We start from the raw sequence: 18,350 nt of genomic DNA, 5'->3' as shown, positions 1-18,350 counted from the left end.
CCGCGGTACCGCTCGCGGGGACCTCCAGCCGGACCGTCATCGAGTACGAGACGCTGGGCGCCGTTGCCATGACCGTCTTCCTCCACTGGTGCATTGTGTGTTCGTTCCGTTGATTTCGGTCCGCGGGCGGCATCAGGCCGTCGTCCCGGCGATGTGCTCCGGACGCAGCAGGGTCGCGAGCCGGTCGGCGGGCAGGAGGCCCTGCTCCAGGACGAGTTCGGCGACGCCGCGGCCGGTGGCGAGGGCTTCCTTGGCGATGCCGGTGGCGGCGGTGTAGCCGATGTGCGGGTTGAGGGCGGTGACGAGCCCGATGGAGTTCGCCACGCTCGCGCGCAGGGTCTCGGTGTTGGCGGTGATGCCGGAGACGCAGCGGGTGGCGAGGGTGAGGCAGGCGGCCTTCAGGTGGGTGACGCTCTCCGAGAGGGAGTGCAGGATGATCGGCTCGAAGGCGTTCAGCTGGAGCTGTCCGGCCTCGGCGGCCATCGTGATGGCCACGTCGTTGCCGATCACCTCGAAGGCCACCTGGTTGACGACCTCGGGGATGACCGGGTTGACCTTGCCGGGCATAATGCTGGAACCCGCCTGCACCGGCGGCAAGTTGATCTCATTGAGCCCGGCACGCGGACCGGAGGAGAGCAGCCGCAGGTCGTTGCAGCTCTTGGAGAGCTTGACCGCGATGCGCTTGAGCACACCGGACAGATGGACGAACGCCCCGCAGTCCTGGGTGGCCTCGACCAGATTGGCGGCCGTGACCAGCGGCAGCCCGGTGATGTCCTCCAAGTGGCCGCGGGCGGCCTCCGCGTAGCCCTTCGGGGCGTTGAGGCCGGTACCGATCGCGGTGGCGCCGAGGTTGATCTCGTGCACCAGACCGGAGGCCTCCAGCAACCGGCTCTGGTCCTCCTCCAGCATCACCGCGTACGCGGAAAACTCCTGGCCGAGGGTCATCGGCACCGCGTCCTGGAGCTGGGTGCGGCCCATCTTCAGGATGTCGCGGAACTCCTCGGCCTTGGCGGCGAAGGCCTCGCGCAAGACGGTCATCGCGTCGAGGAGTTCCCGTACGGCGATGATCGTGGCGACCTTGACGGCGGTCGGGTAGACGTCGTTGGTGGACTGGCTGAGGTTGACGTCCTCGTTGGGGTGCAGGTGGGCGTAGTCGCCCTTTTCGTGGCCCAGGATCTCCAGCGCCCGGTTGGCGATGACCTCGTTGGCGTTCATGTTGGTCGAGGTCCCGGCGCCGCCCTGGATCACGTCCACGGTGAACTGGTCGTGCAGTCGGCCGTCCCGGATCTCCCGGCACGCGGCGGCGATGGCGTCGGCCTTCTCCGGAGCCAGCAGTCCGAGATCCTCGTTGGCCCGTGCCGCGGCCTCCTTGACCGCGGCGAGGGCGTTGGTCAGGTGCGGGTATGCGGAGATCGCCGTACCGGTGATGGGGAAGTTCTCCGAGGCGCGCAGGGTGTGGATGCCCCAGTACGCGTCGGCGGGCACCTCCCGGTCGCCGAGCAGATCGTGTTCCCGGCGATGACCGGTAGTCATGGACACATCAGTTCCTTGCAAAGGGGTGGTGGGGATTCGGACGAAGGAGGGCATCACATGAGCACGGGACCCCTGCGGGCGCGGGGACGCCGGCCGGCTCGGAGCCCGGGGCCAACGGCGGTCCTTGCCGTTGCGTTCATGGAAGACCACTTTGGAGAGCCGATCCTGTGAAGTCCATCGGCAATTTCCCAGGTTGCCTGTGAAGCTCTGCTTCACAGATGCCGTCCCGTCTGGTGAACTGCCTCATGTGATCGATCCACGGAGACTGCGGGTGCTGCGCGCTCTGGCCGAGCACGGCACCGTCACCGCCGCCGCTCAGGCTCTCTACCTGTCCCCATCAGCGGCTTCGCAGCAGCTCGCGGCGCTCGAGGCGGAGGTCGGCCACGCGCTGCTGGAGCGGCGCGGCCGGACCGTCCGGCTCACGCCCACGGGCGTCGTACTCGCCGACCACGCGGCGAGGATCGCCGCGCAGCTGGAGCAGGCGGAGGCCGACATGGCCGCCAGCTCGGCGGGGCTGGCGGGCGAGGTGACCATCGCCGCGTTCGCGAGTGCGATCACCGAAGTGGTGGCCCCGACGGTGGCGGCGCTACGGAAACGCGCCCCGCAGGTGCGGATCCGCGTGAAGGACGCCGAGGGGCATGCGAGCCGTCGGCTCCTCATCGACGGCGCGGTCGACATCGCCCTGGCGGTGGAGCACCGGGACACCCCCGGCCAGAACGGCGAGCAGCTGCTCCGTAAGCCGTTGTACGCGGAACCGTTCGATGTCGTCCTGCCGGCCGACCATCCGCTGGCCTCCGCCCCGGAGCTGGCCCTGACCGACCTGAGAGCGGATCCATGGGTCACGCCGTGGCCCGGCAACCCGGTGCATGACGTGGTCATGCGCGCCTGCGAGGAGGTGGGTTTTCAGCCTCGGGCGGAGTGCCTGGCCGATGACTCCCGGGCGGTGTGCGCACTGGTCTCCGCCGGTTCCGGGGTGGCGATGGTGCCCCGTTCGGCGCTCCACGGCATCGCTTTCGGCGGCGCCGTCGTACGTCCGGTCAGCGGTTCCCGTCCGACGCGGCGGGTGTTCACGGCCGTCCGGCGCGGCAGCGAGAGCCACCCGCTGCTCCAGCTGGCGCTGCGCGGGCTGGGCGACCAGGCGGCCGACCTCAGCTCCTGACCGGAGGGGGCGACGGCCGCCGGGTCCTGGAAGCGTGCGTGCGGTACTACCGGTATCCGAGGGGGGAAGTGCTCACAGCTTTTCGAAGGGGTCGTGCTCGGCGAGGAGCTTCTCCACCCGCGCCTGGTCGACCCGGCTGACGAGCTGCCCGGCCTCCTGCCGGTCCCGGATCACCTTGGCCAGGGTGAACGCGGAGGTCACCAGGTAGAGCACGGCGATGGCCAGGAAGCCTCGTACCCAGGCGTCGGCGTTCAGCCGGAAGATGCCGATGGCGGTGGCCGCCATGGCGATGGAAAAGGAGGCGACCGCCTGACCGTAGAACGCGGTCGTACTCTGCTGCTTGACCGGTGTCTCACTCATGGGCAAAGAATCGGCGGCCGCCGTCGGCCCCACATCCGTCCGGATACTCAGGTACGTACTCAGATCGGGCGCACACCACAGGGCCCTCGCCCGTGCCTCGCTTTCCCCCGTTTCCCCGGTTCATTGTTTCGCGCGGCGAATTGGGCTGCGCAACAACGCAGGTGGGCGCCAGTCTCGAAGAACGCGGGCCCGGATTGCGGATCGGAACGGGGGTGGGCCCGACACGCGCCCTGCGGCGGAGAACGGCAGGGACGAACCAGCACTCGCGATCAGTGGAGGGAACCCATGCGATCGAGGTACTCAGCCATCGTGGCCCTGGCGGTGGGGGCCGCCGTCGTGCTCCCGGGGACGGCCGCGGCGCAGGCGGCAGCCGGTGGAGGCACCGGCGCGGAGCAGACCACAGCGCAGCTACGCCCCATGGGCAACTGTTCCATCGGCGGCCATATCTGCGGAAATGTCTACAACCGCGACAATCGGTATACGCTTATGATCACGAATGACTGGGGGAAGCACGGCAACTCCTCGACGTGGCGCACCCTCAAGCCCGGCCAGAACGGGCATCACGTGGGCGTGAAGGATGTCGACGGGTACTGGGTCGGCCCCGGGTGCAAGGCCAAGCGTTCGCTGGGGATGAGGACGGTGGGGCCCGGCTGGCACAAGGTGCGGGACGGCCAGAAGATCCAGATCGTCGACATCCGCTGCTGACCGGTCCGCCCGCCCGGTCGTGCGCGACCGTGGGGGCGGTACCCGGGCGGCGTGCCCCGCGGTCAGACCGCGGGGCACGTCGTGCGGTATGCGGTGCCGGGGATCAGCTGCCGCCACTCCTGTGGGGTGAGATTGCGGCCGGCCGTGCGGCACAGCTGCGCCGAGGTGTGCCGGGGGTCGGCGTTCCACAGCAGGACGGACTGGTCGTCCCCTCCGGTGGCCAACGTGCGGCCGTCGGGGCTGAAGGCGAGCGACCTGACCTGCTTGGTGTGCCCGGTCAGCAGGGCCAGCGGGCTGCGCCGGGCGATGTCCCACAGCATCACCGACTTGTTCGAGTTGGCCGTGGCGAGCATGCGGCCGTCCCTGCTGAACGCCAGCGCGAACGCGGGTCCGGTGCTGTCGGCGAGGGTGGCCACGCGGGTGCGCTTGGCCACGTCCCACAGCATCACCTTCTGATCGATTCCGGCGGTCGCCAGCATGCGGCCGTCCGGGCTGAAGGCCACGGATCTGAGCTGTCCCGTATGCCCTGACAGGGTGGCCAGCCTGGTCCGTCCCGCCACGTCCCAGAGCGTCGCTTTGCGGTCCTGGTTGGCGGTGGCGAGGAGTCGGCCGTCGGGGCTGAAGGCCACGCCGTTGACGGCCGTTTCGGCTTCTCCGGACGCCGCGGTCAGGGAAGCCAGCCGGGTGCGGCGGGCGGCGTCCCACAGGATGACCTTCTTGCCCGCGCCGCCCGTCGCGACGAGGCGCCCGTCCGGGCTGTACGCGACGTCCATGACGCGACCGGCGTGCCCGGTACGTCTGGCGGGCGGGCCGTGGCCCGCACCGCTCCAGAAGGTCAGGACGTGGTTGCGGGTGCTCGCGGGCCGCCCGTCGGTACCGCTCACGGTGGCGAGGGTGCGTCCGTCGGGGGCGAACGCCACGGCGTGTACGGGGCCGGATCCGCTGGTGAGCGTGGTGCGGCGGGTGCGGCGCCTGCTGTCCCAGAGCACGACGTCGTCGCCCCCGGCGGTGGCGAGCGTGCGGCCGTCCGGGCTGAAGGCGACGTCGTTGATCCGGTCGCGGTGGCCGGAGAGGGGGATCCGGGCCGTGTCCCAGAGCACGACCTTGCCGTCCTCGCCCGCGGAGGCGAGGAGGGAGTCCCGTGGGCTGAAGGCGAGCGTGTAGACGTTGGTGGTCTGCCCGGTCAGCGTGGTCAGGCGGGTGGCACTGCGGGAGTCCCACAGCATGACCGACTTGTCGTGCCCTCCGGTGGCGAGGGTCCGCCCGTCGGGACTGAAGGCCACCGCTCTGACCTCGCCGCTGTGTCCGCGCAGGGTGGCGACGCGGGTGTGGCGTCGGACGTTCCACAGCCTCGCGGTCCAGTCGTCGCTCGCGGTGGCGAGCGTGCGGCCGTCCGGGCTGAAGGCGACGGCGTCGACGGACCGGGTGTGGCCGGTGAGGGTGGCGATCCGCTTTCCCGTGGCGGTGTTCCACAGCATCACCTTGTGGTCCGCGCCTGCGGTGGCCAGGGTGCGGCCGTCCGGGCTGAAGGCGACCGCCCAGACGATGCCGGTGTGGCCGGAGAGGGTGAGCCGCCGGGCGCGGCGCTCGGTGTCCCAGAGCCTGACGGTGTGATCGGCACCGGCGGTGGCCGCGGTTCGGCTGTCCGGGCTGAAGGCGATGCTCTTGATCTGCCCCTTGTGGCCGGTCAGGGCGGCCGATGGTCTGCGTGCCGCGGCGTCCCAGAGGACCAGCTTCCCGTCGTTGCCCCCCGTTGCGAGCGTACGGCCGTCCGGGCTGTAGGCCACCGCGCGCAGCCAGGTGGAGTGTCCGGTCAGGGTGGCCAGCCGCCGTCGTGCGCCCGTGTCCCACAGCGTCAGCGTGCGGTCGCGGCTGACGGTGGCGAGGGTTCCGTCGGGGCCGAAGGCGGCCTCGGAGACGGCGTCGTTGTGGCCGGACAGCTCGGCCCGGTAGTACTGACGTGCAGAGATAGTCAGCATGGCGCTGCGCGCTTCGAACGTCCGCGCGGTACGGAAGGCCTCCACGCTCAGCAGCATGGCCGCGGCGGGCCGGGATTCGGCGAGGCCGAGGGCCTCGGCCGCCAGTTGCCGTGATACGGCGACCCGGTGGGCCTTCAGGGCGTCCCGCCGCTGTTGCAGGGCGACCACGCTGACGCCGGTGACCACGAGCAGCAGCAGTGCGAGGCCCGCGGCGAGAAGGCGCAGATGGCGGTGGCGCCGCACGGCGGCGGCCCGCTCGCTGTCCGCCAGGGCGACGCTCGCGTCGAGGAACGCGCGCTCGGCCGCGTTCAGTTCGTCGCGGCTGCCGTCGCGGGAGGCCCAGTCGCGGAGTATGGCGAGCCGCGTTCCCCGGAACAGGGCACCGGAGTCGCGGTCGAGCTCGGTCCATGCCTGGGCGGCCTCGGTCAGGTGCCGGTGGACGCGCAGCCGCTCACGGTCCTCCTCGACCCAGGCGCGCAGCCGCGGCCACCCGCTGATCAGCGCCTCGTGCGCGAGATCGGCGGTGTCCTCGTCCAGGGTGATCAGCCGGGCGCGGGTCAGCTGTTCGAGGACGATGGACAGGTCCTCGGGGGTGGCGGTGCTGTCCAGTTCGGACCGGTCGACGGGGCGGCGGGTGTCCTGGGCGCCTTCGCCTGGGGTGATGAGCCTGAGCAGGACGCGGCGGGCGATCTCGGCGCGTTCGGGGGTGAGGTCGGCGTAGGTGCGCTCCGCGGTGCGGGCGATGGCGCCGTGCAGGCCGCCCGCGGCCTCGTAGGCGGTCTCGGTCAGGGCGCGGCCACGGCGGCGGCGCCATGTCTCCAGCAGTACGTGGGACAGCAGGGGCAGTCCCCCGGGCTCGTCGGTGACCTCCTCGATGAGCCGGGCGGTCAGGGAGCGTTCCACGATGAGTCCCGCGGCGGCGGCCGGTTTCACGATCGCCTCGCGCAGCTCGGCCGGGCTCATCGGGCCGACCAGCAGGGTCGCGGTCCGCAGCGCGTCCGTGAGCCCGCGGTGTTCGGCGCAGCGCCCGAGGAAGTCGGCGCGCACCGCGATGATCACGCGTAATCGGCTCCCGGGTTCGCGTGCCGCCTTCAGCAGGTCGGTGAAGGCCGTCCGCTCCGCGGGGTCGGCGCACAGCGTGAAGGTCTCCTCGAACTGGTCGACGACGACCACCGTGTCGCCGTCGGCGTCCTTCGGTGTGAGCCGTCCGGCGTGGGTACGGGCGGGGTGCGGGCCGGGCGTGAAGATGCGGATGGCCGCGGGGCGTTCGTCCTGCGGGGTGGCGTTCTGGAGGGCGGGGATCAGCCCGGCGCGCAGCAGCGAGGACTTTCCGCTGCCGGAGGCGCCGACGAGGGCGGTCAGGCGGTGCTTGCGCGTCATTTCGAGGAGGTCGGCGATCAGCTCGTCGCGGCCGAAGAACCGCGCCTGATCGCGGAGTTCGAACCGGGCCAGGCCCTGGTAGGGCGGCTCGGCGTCGTCGTGTTCGGCCGCCTCGGCGGCCACTTCTTCGGCCGTCTGCCTCCAGCGGCGTTCCCATTCCTCCGGGTCTCCCCCGCATCCCTCGACATAGGCCAGGGTGACCTGGAGCGAGGGCAACTGCTCGCCGGAGGCGGCTCTGGACAGGGTGGAGACCGTGTACGGCGTCCGCCGGGCCAGAACGCGGTAGGTGACGTCGGCCTCCTGGCGCAGCTTGCGCAGCTCCAATGCGAACCGCTGTACGGGCCCGGCGCCCGGGTCCAGCGGCGCTTCCGGTCGGCCCACTCGAAGCCCCTTTCCCCGCTCCCCGTCCTCCACAACCTACGGAGCCGCAAAAGGGCTGGGCAAGGCCACGTCGAGGGCAGGACATCGCCCTCGGTGACTGCCTCACCTGTGACGACGTGATTGTTGCGGGCTGCGGATCGGGGCTGCGCAACAAGGCGTACGCCGCCGAGAGTCGGTGACGTACGGCGTCGCCCGGCTCACAGCGGGCCGGGCGGCGCGCCGGACCGGACGAAAGGGAAACATCACCATGTCGATCACGATCCGCACCGCCCTGGCAGCAGTCGCGCTCGTCGGCGGTACCGCTCTTGCCGCGGTGCCTGCGGCGTCCGCCGCCGATTCCGCGCCCGCGGCCCACAGCGCCCAGGCCGGTGGCTTCCACATGTACCAGCACGACAACTACAAGGGCGGCTGGGCGCACGTCACGGGCACCGACAAGGACCTCCGGAACAACTACTGGGACAGGGGAGGGAAGGTCGACAACGGCACCAGCTCGGTGAAGAACCAGACGCGCAAGTACGTGGACATGTACCAGAACATCCGCAACGCCGCCGGCCGGTGCACGGGTGCGCACACGACGTCGTACCCGGGCACCAATGACCCGGACCTGAGCAACGACGCGATCAAGGACAACCGCCTGAGCTGCGTCATCTTCCGCTAGGTCCGCCGGGTGGGGGTGGCGCCCATGCCGACCGGCGGGCGCCACCCCCACCGCACGAGCGCACTGGAAGGAAGAGGAGCGACCGGAGGGGCCATGACCATCCGTTCCAGCGCGGTCCGCTCGGGCGCGGGCCTCCTGCTGCTGTGCACCGTCGCGACGGGGTGCGCCACCACGGCACCGGCCCGGAAGCCGCCACCCGGCGAAGTGGCGGTGCCGGCCATCGGCGCCGAGGCCCGGGGCCTCGTCCTGCCGTTCGACGCCTATGAGTTGTCCGACCGGGACATCCACACGATCGAGTCCGCCGAAGACCTCCTCCTGCGCCGTTGCATGCGCGATCGGGGCATGGGCTGGAAGCTGCTGCCCCGCGCGGTCGGCAAGGACCTGGCCCCACCGAACCGCACCCGCTACGGACCGGTCGAGGCCGAGGTCGCCCGCCGCTTCGGGTATCACGTGCCGCCCGCCCTGCCGACCGCCGCGCGACGCGAGGCGGCGGGCACGTCACGGGACGCCGGGCTGACGTCCCGGCAGCGCCGGGCCGCGTACGGGAGGGACGGCACGGGAGGGTGCTGGAAGGCGGCGCACGCGCGACTGCTGCGCGGCGCGCCGACGTCCGATCACTCCTTGTTCAACCGGCTGGTCACGCGCGACTTCGAGCGGTCCCGGCGCGACGCGGCCGTCCGCCGGGGCGTGCGCGCGTGGAGCGCCTGCCTGCGCGCGGAGGGCTTCCGTCACGCCGACCCCCTGAGCGTCGCGGACAAGCCCGTGTGGGCGAGGTCGTCCCGCCCGTCGCCCGAGGAGATCCGTACCGCGGTCGCCGACGTACGGTGCAAGGGCAGGACGGGGCTCGTCGAGATCTGGCGCACCGCCGAGGCACGTCTCCAGACGGAGACCATCCGCGCGCACGCCCGGAGTTTCCGCGCGCTGAAGGCCGCCAAACAGCACTGGCTTCGCGCGGCCGAACGCGTTCTCGCCCGACGGGGCGCGGACGGCCGTGGAAGTGGCCTGTGAGCCCGTAAGCCCGTGAGGGTTCTCAGGGGCGGGTCGGGACGCCGGGCAGGCCCGCGCTGCCGGGCAGCGGTGTAGTGGCCGGGCGGCCCGCGAGCACCTCGAGGATGTTGTCGACGGCGAGGTCGACCATGGCGGCCCGGGTGGCCTCGGTGGCGGAGCCGATGTGCGGGAGCGTCGCCACGCGCGGCTCGCCGACCAGGGGGGACAGGTCGGTGCCCATGGGTTCGCGCTCGTAGACGTCCAGGCCCGCCGAGTGGATGCCTCCCTCGCGTACGGCGTGGAGCAGGGCGTTCTCGTCGATGACACCGCCGCGGGAGGTGCTGACCAGGGTGGCGGTGGGCTTCATGGCCGCCAGCTCGGCGGCGCCGATGAGGTGCCGGGTCTCCGGGGTCAGCGGGACGTGCAGCGAGACCACGTCGGCCTCGGCCAGGAGGGTGGGCAGGTCCACGGCCTTGGACGGCGGGTCCTGGGTGTCGTCGGGCGCGAAGGGGTCGTGGTGCAGTACGCGCATGCCGAAGCCCTGGGCGCGGCGCGCGACCGCGCGTCCGATCTGGCCGAAGCCGACCAGGCCGAGGGTCGCGCCGTGGATGTCCAGGCCCAGGTAGTCGTCCATCCGGAACAGGTCCCACCGCCCGGCGGCGAGGGAGTCACTGGCGGCGCCGAGGCGGCGGCGGGCCATGAGGATGAGGCCGAAGGTGAGGTCGGCGGTGGTCTCGGCGAGGACACCGGGGGTGTGGGTGACCACGACTCCGCGCTCGGCCGCCGCCTCCCGGTCCACGCCGTCGAAGCCCATGCTGGCCAGTCCGACGACCTTCAGCGAGGGTCCGGCGGCGTCGAGGAGGGCGGCGTCCACCCGGTCGTTGCCCAGGCAGAGGATGCCGCTCGCCCCGGCGGCGAGTTCGTGCAGTTCGGCCGGTTCAGGCTTGCCGTGGCCGTCCCAGCGCACCAGGTCCGACCGGGCCGCCAGCCGGTCCAGGCCCTGGCCGGGCAGGGCGGGCCGGGTGGTGAGCACTCGCTGGGTCATACGCCACTCCTCGGGCTTTTCCACTGAATGGAAAACACATCTACTCAACGGAAAGCATCGTCAGGACCGCGACCGACCGATGTCAACCACTGGATGAAAATCGATTCCGCAGAGTGGTAATTTGCACAGCGTGAGCACCAGCGATGTCCCGGCCGACGTCCCAGCCGATGTCCTCGGCCGGGCGATCCGGCTGCTCGTCCTGGTCGGCGAGCACCCGCACGGCATCACGCTGTCGGCACTGGCCCGCGAGAGCGGCGTCCCCGTCAGCACCTCGCACCGGCTGGTCAACTCCCTCTGCCGGGAGGGCCTGGTGGAGTTCGAGGCTGCCGGAAAACGCTACAAACCGGGGTTGCGGCTGTTCCAGCTCGGCCAGCAGGCGGGCCAGGTGTACGGTTTCGCGGGCACCGCCCTCCCCGTGATGCAGCGCGTGACGCGGCAGACCGAGGAAGCCACCCTCATGTCCGTCCTCGACGGCACACGCCACCTGTACGTGCACTACGTGGACGGCCCCCAGCCGGTCGGCGTGCGCAGCGATCCCGGCCGCCACGGTCCGCTGCACTGCACCTCGATGGGCAAGGTCCTCATGGCCTTCGCGCCCGACGACGTACGCACCGACCTCCTGGAGCGCGTCGACCTCACCCCGCACGGGCCGAACAGCATCACCGACCGCGACGCCCTGCGCGCGGCCGTCGCCCGCGCCGCCGAGCGTGGCTACGCCACGGCCGATGAGGAACACCACCGCGGTCTGCGCGCCGTCGCCGTCCCGGTCCTGCGGCCCGACGGAAGCGTCTTCGCCGCTCTGTCCACCGCGGCGCCCGCCTTCCGCCGCAGCGTGGACGATCTGGTCGCGCTGGTGCCGCTACTCCAGTCGGCGGCCTCCGAGCTGGGTGTCCGGCTGCCCGCACGCTGATTTTGGCTACACACGGTGCGCTACCGGTAGCTCACATGCGCCCGAATTGAGCTGACATATTCGTGGATACTGGGGTCAGGTCGCGTGCTCACAGCGCACCGCGATGACGCAGCGACACCCTTCGCATCAACCTTGTCCGAGGGGGTTGACGCCCTCCGAGGTGGTAGCGAAACTCTTCTCATCTGAGAACTGATTCTCGCTCCGGGTCGGGCCGTTCCGGAACCGGCCGGGTGTCATCGGCGATCAGGTGATCGGAGAAAGACTTGGCCACTACCACCGCCGCGCCGTCGGAAGTCGGACGGACCACTGTCAGGCGCGCCACCGCCGCCGGTGCCATCGGCTCGTTCGTCGAGTGGTACGACTACGGCATCTACGGCCTCCTCGCCGGGTCCGTCTCCGTCGTGTTCTTCCCCGGGGACGCCGATTCCGCGCTGCTGCTGACCTACGCGGGATTCGCCGTCAGCTTCGCCATCCGCCCGTTCGGGGCGGCGATATGCGGCCACTTGGGCGACCGGATGGGCCGCAAGCGGCTGCTCGCCGTGCTCATCCTGCTGATCTCCGGGGCGACCGCCGCCATCGGTGTCCTGCCGACCTACGCGGCCATCGGCTGGGCGGCGCCCGCCCTGCTGATTCTTCTGCGTATGCTCCAGGGGTTCTCGGCGGGCGGAGAGGTCGCCGGGGCCATGTCCTTCGTCGCGGAACACGCCGAGGACAAACGGCGCGGGTATACGACGAGCTGGCTCCCCGTGGGCTCCTTCGTGGCGCTGCTCGTGGGTTCGCTCATCTCCCGGCTCCTGATCGACACCGTGGGCCAGGACGCCATGAACAGCTGGGCCTGGCGGGTGCCGTTCCTGATCGCCGTACCGCTGGGAGCCGTCGGCTTCTACATCCGCGCGAAGCTGGAGGACACCCCCAGATTCCAGGCGATCATCGAATCGCGGAACGTGGCGCGCAACCCCCTCAAGGAGGCCCTGACCTCCGGGGAGCACCTCAAGGCCATCGGTCTGGCCATCGCGCTCCCGGCGCTCAACGGGCCGGGCTACTACATCGTGTTCGTCTACATGCCCACGTATCTGGCGCAGGAGCTGAAGTTCACCCCGTCGAACGCGCTCCTGGTCACCGCGGCGGGACTGCTCGCCATCAGCGTCACCATCCCCCTCATGGCGCGGCTGTCGGACCGGTTCGGCCGCAAGCCCCTGCTGGCGGGCTCGTCGCTGGCCATGGCGGTCCTCGGGTACCCCTGCTTCCAGCTCATCTCGCACGGCAGCGTGGCGGCGGCCGCGCTGGGCGCCGTCCTGCTGGCGGTGGCCTTCGCCGGACACGCGGGCGTCATCCAGGTCGCCCTGACCGAGCTGTTCCCGACCCGGGTGCGGTACAGCGCCTACAGCATCGGCTTCAGCATCACCACCGCCCTCTTCGGCGGCGCCGCTCCCCTGCTCATGACGTATCTGATCGACCGGACCGGCGACACGAGCGTGCCCAGCTACGCCGTCGTCCTCACGGCGCTCATCACCTTCGTCACCACCCTGGCGCTCAAGGAGACGTCGGGAAAGCCGCTGCGCGACAGCTGATCCCCCTTGTCCTCACACTTGTCCTCACAGTTTGGAATCCCGATGACGGAGAACACCCACGTGAGCGCCCGGTCCCGCTGGCGGGTGGGGTTCGACATCGGCGGCACCTTCACCGACCTGGTCCTCCTGGACGACGCCACCGGCGGCACCTACCGGCACAAGACCCTCACCACCCCGGCCGACCCCTCCGAGGGCGCCTACGACGGGCTGGTCAGCCTCCTCGAACGCGCCGGGCTCCGGGCCGAGGACCTCACCTCGCTGATCCACGGCACCACCCTCGCCATCAACTCCCTGCTGGAGCGCAAGGGCGCCAGGACCGCGTTCGTCGCCACCAAGGGGTTCCGTGACGTCCTGGTCCTCGGCCGGGAGTACCGCTACGACATCTACGACCTGGACGGCTCCCCCGCCCCGCCGCTCCTCCCCCGCTCCCAGGCGTTCGAACTGGACGAGCGGGTCACCGCGGCCGGGAAGGTCGTCCGCCCGCTGCGCGAGGAGGAGGTCGTGGAGCTGGCGCGCCGACTGCGCGAAGAGGAGTACGAGGCGGTCGCCGTGCTGTTCCTGCACAGCTACGCCTGGCCCGAGCACGAGCGGGAGGCCGCCCGCATCCTCACCCGTGAGCTGCCCGGGGTCAGCGTCTCCGTCTCGCACCACGTCTCCCGGGAGATCCGCGAGTACGACCGGGGCGTTTTGACCGCGATGAACGCGTTCATCCAACCCAAGGCCAAGCGGTACATGGCCCGGCTCGACACGAGGCTGCGCGGCGGCGGATTCCACGGGGACTGGCTGGTGATGGGGTCGCACGGCGGCCTGATGGCGCCGTCGGTGGCGGGCGCGTTCCCGACCCGCATCATCGAGTCGGGGCCCGCGGCCGGTGTCGTCGCCACCGCCGACTTCGCCAAGAAGGGCGGACACAGCGAGGTCCTCGCCTTCGACATGGGCGGCACCACGGCCAAGGCGTGTCTGGTGCGCGGCGGCGAGCCCTCCATCACCACCGACTACGAGGTGGGCCGCGCCGACCGGCTGCTCAAGGGCAGCGGGCTGCCGGTGAAGCTGCCCGTGGTCGACATGATCGAGATCGGGGCGGGTGGCGGCAGCATCGCCCGGGTCGACGCACTCGGGCTGCTGGAGATCGGGCCCGAGAGCGCGGGCGCCGAGCCGGGTCCCGCCTGCTACGCCAAGGGCGGCACCGAGCCGACCGTTACCGACGCCAACGTCGTCCTCGGGCTGCTCGACCCCGGCTCCTTCCTGGGCGGCCGGATGACCCTGGACGTGGCGGCGGCGCGGACCGCGCTCGCCAAGGTGGCCGAGCCGCTGGGGCTGAGCATCGAGGAGGCCGCCTGGGGCATCCACGAGGTCGCCAACAACAAGATGGCCGAGGCGCTGCGCACCCACGCGGTCGAGAAGGGCGTCCATCCGGCGAACCTCACCATGCTGGCGTTCGGCGGCGCGGGGCCCAGCCACGCGTACTCGCTCGGCAAGCTGCTCGGCGTGCGGGAGGTGTACTTCCCGGCCGGGGCCGGTGTCTACTCGGCGTTCGGGCTGCTGACCGCGCCGCCGACCTCGGACTTCGTCCGCGCCGACCGCCGCCGGCTGGACGAGGACATCCACCTGGACGCGGTCCGGGCGGTGTTCGAGGACGGATTCGCCGAGGCGCTCACCGTCCTCGACGCCACCGGTGTCGAGCGGGGCGCCGTGCGGCGCGAGCACCTGGCCGATGTGCGCTACGTCGGCCAGGGATCCGAACTCACCGTCCGCGTACCGGACTCGTTCCTCTCCGGCGGCGACATCGCCGCGCTCGTGGGCGCGTTCGAGGAGGCGCACCGGCGCCGGTTCGGGCGCATCCTGCCCGGGGTGCCCGCCGAGGTCGTGAACTGGCGCGGCCGCGCCCGTACCGAGGCACCGGCGGTGGCCTTCCCGGACCGGCCCGCGGACGCGGACACCGCCGTCGGCCACCGCACCATCCCGGTCTACCCGGGCCGGGAGGCGGGCCGCCGCGACGCACCGATCGTGCACCGCGCGGACCTTCCCGCCGGCCGGAAGGTCGACGGCCCCGCGCTCATCCAGGAGGACGAGTGCGCCATCTACGTCGGTCCCGACGCGACCGCGACCCTCGACGCACACGGCACCATCCTGATGGAGGTCGACTGATGGCTGCCCAGGTCAACCTGAACGATCCGATCACCCTGCGCATCACCTGGGACCGTCTCGTCTCCATCTCCGAGGAGGCGGCGACCACGCTGGTGAACATGGCGTTCTCCAGCATCGTGCGCGAAGTCGGCGACTACTCGTGTCTGCTCATGGACGCCGAGGGCAACTCCCTCGCACAGCCCAGGACCAGCATTCCCGTCTTCATCGGCACCCTGCCCGCGACCGTCCGCCACTTCCTGGAGAAGTTCCCGGCCGAGACGCTGCGCCCCGGTGACAGCCTCATCACCAACGACCCGTGGCTCGGGACCGGCCAGCTCAACGACGTCACGATCGCGACCCCGATCTTCATCGACGGTGAACTCGTCGCGTTCTCCGGCTCGGTCGCCCACATGTCCGACATCGGCGGCACCCTCAACATGGGCTCGGCGCGCGAGGTCTACGAGGAGGGCTTCCGCATCCCGCCGAGCAAGCTGATCGACGGCGGGCAGCCCAACGAGCAGCTGCTGGAACTCTTCCTCTCCAACGTCCGCGCTCCCGACCAGGTCCAAGGCGACCTCCAGGCCATGCTCGCCGCCAACCACGTGGGCGCGGAAGGTCTGCTGGCGCTCATGGGCAACCTCGGTCTGGACCGGGTCGACGAGCTGGCCGCCACCATCCATCAGCTCACCGAGAACGCGATGCGCCGGGCCATCGCCGACGTACCGGACGGGCGCTACGAGGCGTCCGTCGACATCGGCGACTTCGAGGGCGACATCCACGTGCAGGTGGCCATCGAGGTGTCCGGCTCCGACATCACCGTGGACTTCGCGGGCTCCTCCCCCGAATCGGCGTACGGCACCAACTGCCCGATGTGCTACACGTACGCGTACACCGTCTATCCGCTGAAGTGTCTGCTGGAGCCCAGCCTTCCCAACAACGAGGGCTGCTTCAAGCCGATCACCGTCACCGCGCCCGAGGGCTCCATCGCCAACGCCCAGCGGCCGCGCGCGTGCGAGATGCGCAACCGGATCGGCCATATGGCGCACGCCGCGATCTTCACGGCGCTGGCGGACGTCCTGCCCGACCGGGTCATGGGCCACTCCGGCAGCGCTCCGGTCACCGTGGACGTGCTGTCGGGCACCCGCGCCGACGGCAGCCGGTTCGTGGAGAACCTCTGCGTCAACGGGGGCACCGGTGCCCGTCCGCACGGCGACGGGGTGATCGCCGCCTTCCCCGGCAACATGTCCGCGACCCCGATCGAGCTCCTGGAGTCCTCCGCGCCCGTACTGTTCGAAGCGAAGGAGATCATCCCCGACTCGGCCGGTGCCGGACGGTACCGGGGCGGGCCCGGTCAGCGCATGGTCATCCGCAACATCGGCGACCGGCCCGTCACCCACTCCATGTTCTACTCGCGCATGCGCCATGTGGCCGGCGGCGTGCTGGGGGGCGAGCCCGGCACGCCCAACCGTGTGCTGGTCAACGGCGAGCCGCATCCGCAGCCGGTGGGGCGGCACGATCTCGCCCCGGGTGACGTGGTCGACATCGAACTGCCCAGCGGCGGCGGCAAGTTCCCGGCCGCCGAACGTGACCGGGAGGCCATCCTCGCCGACCTCGCCGAGGGCATCCTGACCCCCGAGGGCGCCCGGCGCGCCTACGGCTGGGAGGGCTGATGGGGCTCCTCGACGGCAAGACCGCGCTGATCACGGGTGCGGGCACCGGCATCGGCCGGGAATCGGCGCTCCTGCTCGCCCAGGAGGGCGCGACGGTGGTGCTCACCGGGCGCCGCCGGCACATCCTCGACGAGGTGGCATCCGTCATCGAGGACGCCGGCGGCACGGCGTTCACCCGCTCCACGCACATCGAGAACGCCGAGGAGGTGCGCGAGCTCGTCGCGTGGACGAAGGACGTGGCCGGTCCCGTGGACATCCTGGTCAACAACGCGGGCAGCGCGAGCAAGGTGCTCAACGTCCGGTGGATCACCGAGGCCGAGTGGAACGCCGTCATGGGCGTCAACCTCACCGCGGTCTACCTGCTCACGCAGGCGGTTCTGCCGGACATGCTGGCGCGCGGCGGCGGCACGATCGTCACCGTGTCGTCGCTCGCCGCGGTGCGGCCCAACCTCCTCGGCGGAGCCGCGTACGGCGCGGCGAAGGCGGGGGTGCGCAACTTCATGACGTACCTGCACAACACCTTCCGCAACGACATGATCCGCGCCACCTGCGTCCTGCCCGGCGAGGTCAACACGCCGATCATGGGCAACCGCGCCGCCCCGCCGAGCGAGGAGACGCGGGCGGCCATGGTGCAGCCGGAGGACGTGGCACGGGCGGTGCTGCTGTGCGCGTCGCTGCCGCAGCGGACGGTCGTCGAGGAGCTGGTGATCGCCCCCACCGTGCTGCGGGACACCTCCGCCGACATCGAGACCAGCCGCTGGATCGGTGCCCCGGAGGACCTCCACGGGAAGGAGCGGCCTTGACCACCGGGAACCCGCCGCGCGTTCGGCGCCCCGGGCGAGGGGCACCTGCGGTTGTCGTACGCTGCCAGCCCGGAATCCATCACCGAGGGGCTCCGCCGACCGGCTCGCGGCCTCTCGGCCCTCCGTTTGAACGGTGGTTCATATGCAACAGGAGCGTCGGCCGATGCGCAGTGACACGGAGCGCAACCGCAGGCAGCTCATCAAGGCCGCCGCGCGGCTGTTCGAGAGCTCGCCGACCCAGGTCAGCCTGGCCGATATCGCCAAGCAGGCCGAGGTGTCCACCGCGACGGCGTACCGGCACTTCTCCTCCGTCGAGGAGATCCTGCACGCCTTCCGGTCACAGGTGGGTTCCGAACTGTGCGAGTTCAGCGCGCGGCAGACCACCACCGGCATGGTCAAGCTGGAGGCGGTGTCCCGCTACTGGGTCTCGCTCGTCCTGGAACACGGCGGGGCGATGGCGCAGATGCGCTCCCACCGCGGCTACCTCGAACGGCTGCGCGAGGGCACCGGCTATCTCGCCCCCCAGGCCGAGGCCCTCGCCGAGCCACTGCGGCAGACCACCGAGGAACTCGGCCTGGGCGACCTGGGAGACGAGGCCATCTACCTGTGGAACACCCTGTTCGACCCCCGCGACATCCTCGACCTCATCAAGAGCGGACGAACGGAGGACGAGGCCGCCACCCGCCTGGTGGCGGCCCTGCGCGGCGCCCTCATCGGCTGGTCCACGGCGGCGGACCAGGAGGGCGGGCACCAGGGCTGAGCGGCGCTCAGCACTCGATGACGTTGACCGCGAGGCCGCCGCGCGCCGTCTCCTTGTACTTGACCTTCATGTCGGCGCCGGTGTCCTTCATGGTCTTGATGACCTTGTCGAGGGAGACATGGTGGCGGCCGTCGCCGCGCAGCGCCATCCGTGCGGCGGTGACGGCCTTGACCGCGGCCATGCCGTTGCGCTCGATGCAGGGGATCTGCACGAGCCCGCCGACGGGGTCACACGTCAGACCGAGGTTGTGTTCCATGCCGATCTCGGCGGCGTTCTCGACCTGCTCGGGGCTGCCGCCCAGCACCTCGGCCAGGCCCCCGGC

15 protein-coding genes are annotated in these 18,350 nt (G+C 71.1%); 10 read left to right on the top strand and 5 right to left on the bottom strand.

Going from position 1 to position 18,350, the window contains the following annotated elements; all coding sequences use genetic code 11:
* Positions 1–132: 132 nt before the first annotated feature.
* Complete coding sequence (aspA, locus tag EEJ42_RS03795; protein WP_123098591.1) at positions 133–1,533, bottom strand: aspartate ammonia-lyase; 1,401 nt, start codon at positions 1,531–1,533, stop codon at positions 133–135.
* 247 nt (positions 1,534–1,780) lie between these two features.
* On the opposite strand from aspA, the gene EEJ42_RS03790 reads away from it, so the two are divergent.
* Positions 1,781–2,692, top strand: a complete 912-nt coding sequence (locus EEJ42_RS03790; RefSeq protein ID WP_123098589.1) for a LysR family transcriptional regulator — start codon at positions 1,781–1,783, stop codon at positions 2,690–2,692.
* A 72-nt stretch (positions 2,693–2,764) separates the two neighbouring features.
* Here EEJ42_RS03790 and EEJ42_RS03785 read toward each other — a convergent pair whose 3' ends face one another.
* Positions 2,765–3,052 (bottom strand): YiaA/YiaB family inner membrane protein, encoded by a 288-nt coding sequence (locus EEJ42_RS03785; RefSeq protein ID WP_123098588.1) that lies wholly within the window; start codon positions 3,050–3,052, stop codon positions 2,765–2,767.
* Positions 3,053–3,361: 309 nt separating this feature from the next.
* Between EEJ42_RS03785 and EEJ42_RS50165 the strand changes: the two genes are divergently transcribed.
* Positions 3,362–3,757, top strand: coding sequence for a hypothetical protein (locus tag EEJ42_RS50165; RefSeq protein WP_148081839.1), 396 nt, complete (start codon positions 3,362–3,364; stop codon positions 3,755–3,757).
* Between the two features lie 62 nt (positions 3,758–3,819).
* Here EEJ42_RS50165 and EEJ42_RS03775 read toward each other — a convergent pair whose 3' ends face one another.
* The gene (locus tag EEJ42_RS03775; RefSeq protein ID WP_123098586.1) at positions 3,820–7,497 is read right to left on the bottom strand and encodes an nSTAND1 domain-containing NTPase; all 3,678 of its coding nucleotides are present in this window, start codon (positions 7,495–7,497) and stop codon (positions 3,820–3,822) included.
* 247 nt (positions 7,498–7,744) lie between these two features.
* Here EEJ42_RS03775 and EEJ42_RS03770 point away from each other — a divergent pair, with 247 nt between their 5' ends.
* Together EEJ42_RS03770 and EEJ42_RS03765 are read left to right on the top strand one after the other, a co-directional pair.
* Entirely contained in the window at positions 7,745–8,155 is a 411-nt protein-coding gene (locus EEJ42_RS03770; RefSeq protein ID WP_123098585.1) for a peptidase inhibitor family I36 protein, read from the top strand.
* A gap of 93 nt (positions 8,156–8,248) precedes the next feature.
* A complete protein-coding gene (locus EEJ42_RS03765; protein ID WP_246096020.1) occupies positions 8,249–9,163 on the top strand; it encodes a hypothetical protein in 915 nt (304 codons plus the stop codon).
* Between the two features lie 22 nt (positions 9,164–9,185).
* Here EEJ42_RS03765 and EEJ42_RS03760 read toward each other — a convergent pair whose 3' ends face one another.
* Positions 9,186–10,187, bottom strand: coding sequence for a 2-hydroxyacid dehydrogenase (locus EEJ42_RS03760; protein ID WP_123098584.1), 1,002 nt, complete (start codon positions 10,185–10,187; stop codon positions 9,186–9,188).
* Positions 10,188–10,317: 130 nt separating this feature from the next.
* Here EEJ42_RS03760 and EEJ42_RS03755 point away from each other — a divergent pair, with 130 nt between their 5' ends.
* The 6 genes from EEJ42_RS03755 (at position 10,318) to EEJ42_RS03730 (ending at position 18,028) form a co-directional block, all read left to right on the top strand.
* Positions 10,318–11,097: an IclR family transcriptional regulator gene (locus EEJ42_RS03755; protein ID WP_246096019.1), complete on the top strand. Its 780-nt coding sequence runs from the start codon at positions 10,318–10,320 to the stop codon at positions 11,095–11,097.
* 263 nt (positions 11,098–11,360) lie between these two features.
* The gene (locus EEJ42_RS03750) at positions 11,361–12,668 is read left to right on the top strand and encodes an MFS transporter (RefSeq protein ID WP_123098582.1); all 1,308 of its coding nucleotides are present in this window, start codon (positions 11,361–11,363) and stop codon (positions 12,666–12,668) included.
* A gap of 42 nt (positions 12,669–12,710) precedes the next feature.
* On the top strand, positions 12,711–14,816 hold the full coding sequence (locus tag EEJ42_RS03745; protein ID WP_123098581.1) for a hydantoinase/oxoprolinase family protein: 2,106 nt from the start codon (positions 12,711–12,713) through the stop codon (positions 14,814–14,816).
* Entirely contained in the window at positions 14,816–16,465 is a 1,650-nt protein-coding gene (locus EEJ42_RS03740) for a hydantoinase B/oxoprolinase family protein (RefSeq protein WP_123098580.1), read from the top strand. The genes EEJ42_RS03745 and EEJ42_RS03740 overlap by 1 nt, the downstream gene beginning before the upstream one ends.
* Entirely contained in the window at positions 16,465–17,268 is an 804-nt protein-coding gene (locus tag EEJ42_RS03735; protein ID WP_123098579.1) for an SDR family NAD(P)-dependent oxidoreductase, read from the top strand. The genes EEJ42_RS03740 and EEJ42_RS03735 overlap by 1 nt, the downstream gene beginning before the upstream one ends.
* A 163-nt stretch (positions 17,269–17,431) precedes the next feature.
* A complete protein-coding gene (locus EEJ42_RS03730) occupies positions 17,432–18,028 on the top strand; it encodes a TetR/AcrR family transcriptional regulator (protein WP_123098578.1) in 597 nt (198 codons plus the stop codon).
* A gap of 7 nt (positions 18,029–18,035) precedes the next feature.
* Here the strand turns inward: EEJ42_RS03730 and EEJ42_RS03725 are convergent.
* The coding region (locus EEJ42_RS03725; protein ID WP_184502907.1) for an L-serine ammonia-lyase, iron-sulfur-dependent, subunit alpha at positions 18,036–18,350 on the bottom strand (315 nt) is incomplete at its 5' end.

The organism is Streptomyces botrytidirepellens, from assembly GCF_003721215.1.
Taxonomy (GTDB): Bacteria; Actinomycetota; Actinomycetes; order Streptomycetales; family Streptomycetaceae; genus Streptomyces; species Streptomyces himastatinicus.
Note: the sequence above shows the minus strand (reverse complement) of the source record. Positions and strands in the feature narration are given on the sequence as shown.

Excerpts from the sequence above, each read along its gene's own strand:
- aspA (WP_123098591.1), bottom strand. The coding sequence starts at position 1,533 with ATGACTACCGGTCATCGCCGGGAACACGATCTGCTCGGCGACCGGGAG.
- EEJ42_RS03785 (WP_123098588.1), bottom strand. The coding sequence starts at position 3,052 with ATGAGTGAGACACCGGTCAAGCAGCAGAGTACGACCGCGTTCTACGGT.
- EEJ42_RS03770 (WP_123098585.1), top strand. The coding sequence starts at position 7,745 with ATGTCGATCACGATCCGCACCGCCCTGGCAGCAGTCGCGCTCGTCGGC.
- EEJ42_RS03765 (WP_246096020.1), top strand. The coding sequence starts at position 8,249 with ATGACCATCCGTTCCAGCGCGGTCCGCTCGGGCGCGGGCCTCCTGCTG.
- EEJ42_RS03760 (WP_123098584.1), bottom strand. The coding sequence starts at position 10,187 with ATGACCCAGCGAGTGCTCACCACCCGGCCCGCCCTGCCCGGCCAGGGC.
- EEJ42_RS03745 (WP_123098581.1), top strand. The coding sequence starts at position 12,711 with ATGACGGAGAACACCCACGTGAGCGCCCGGTCCCGCTGGCGGGTGGGG.
- EEJ42_RS03740 (WP_123098580.1), top strand. The coding sequence starts at position 14,816 with ATGGCTGCCCAGGTCAACCTGAACGATCCGATCACCCTGCGCATCACC.
- EEJ42_RS03735 (WP_123098579.1), top strand. The coding sequence starts at position 16,465 with ATGGGGCTCCTCGACGGCAAGACCGCGCTGATCACGGGTGCGGGCACC.
- EEJ42_RS03730 (WP_123098578.1), top strand. The coding sequence starts at position 17,432 with ATGCGCAGTGACACGGAGCGCAACCGCAGGCAGCTCATCAAGGCCGCC.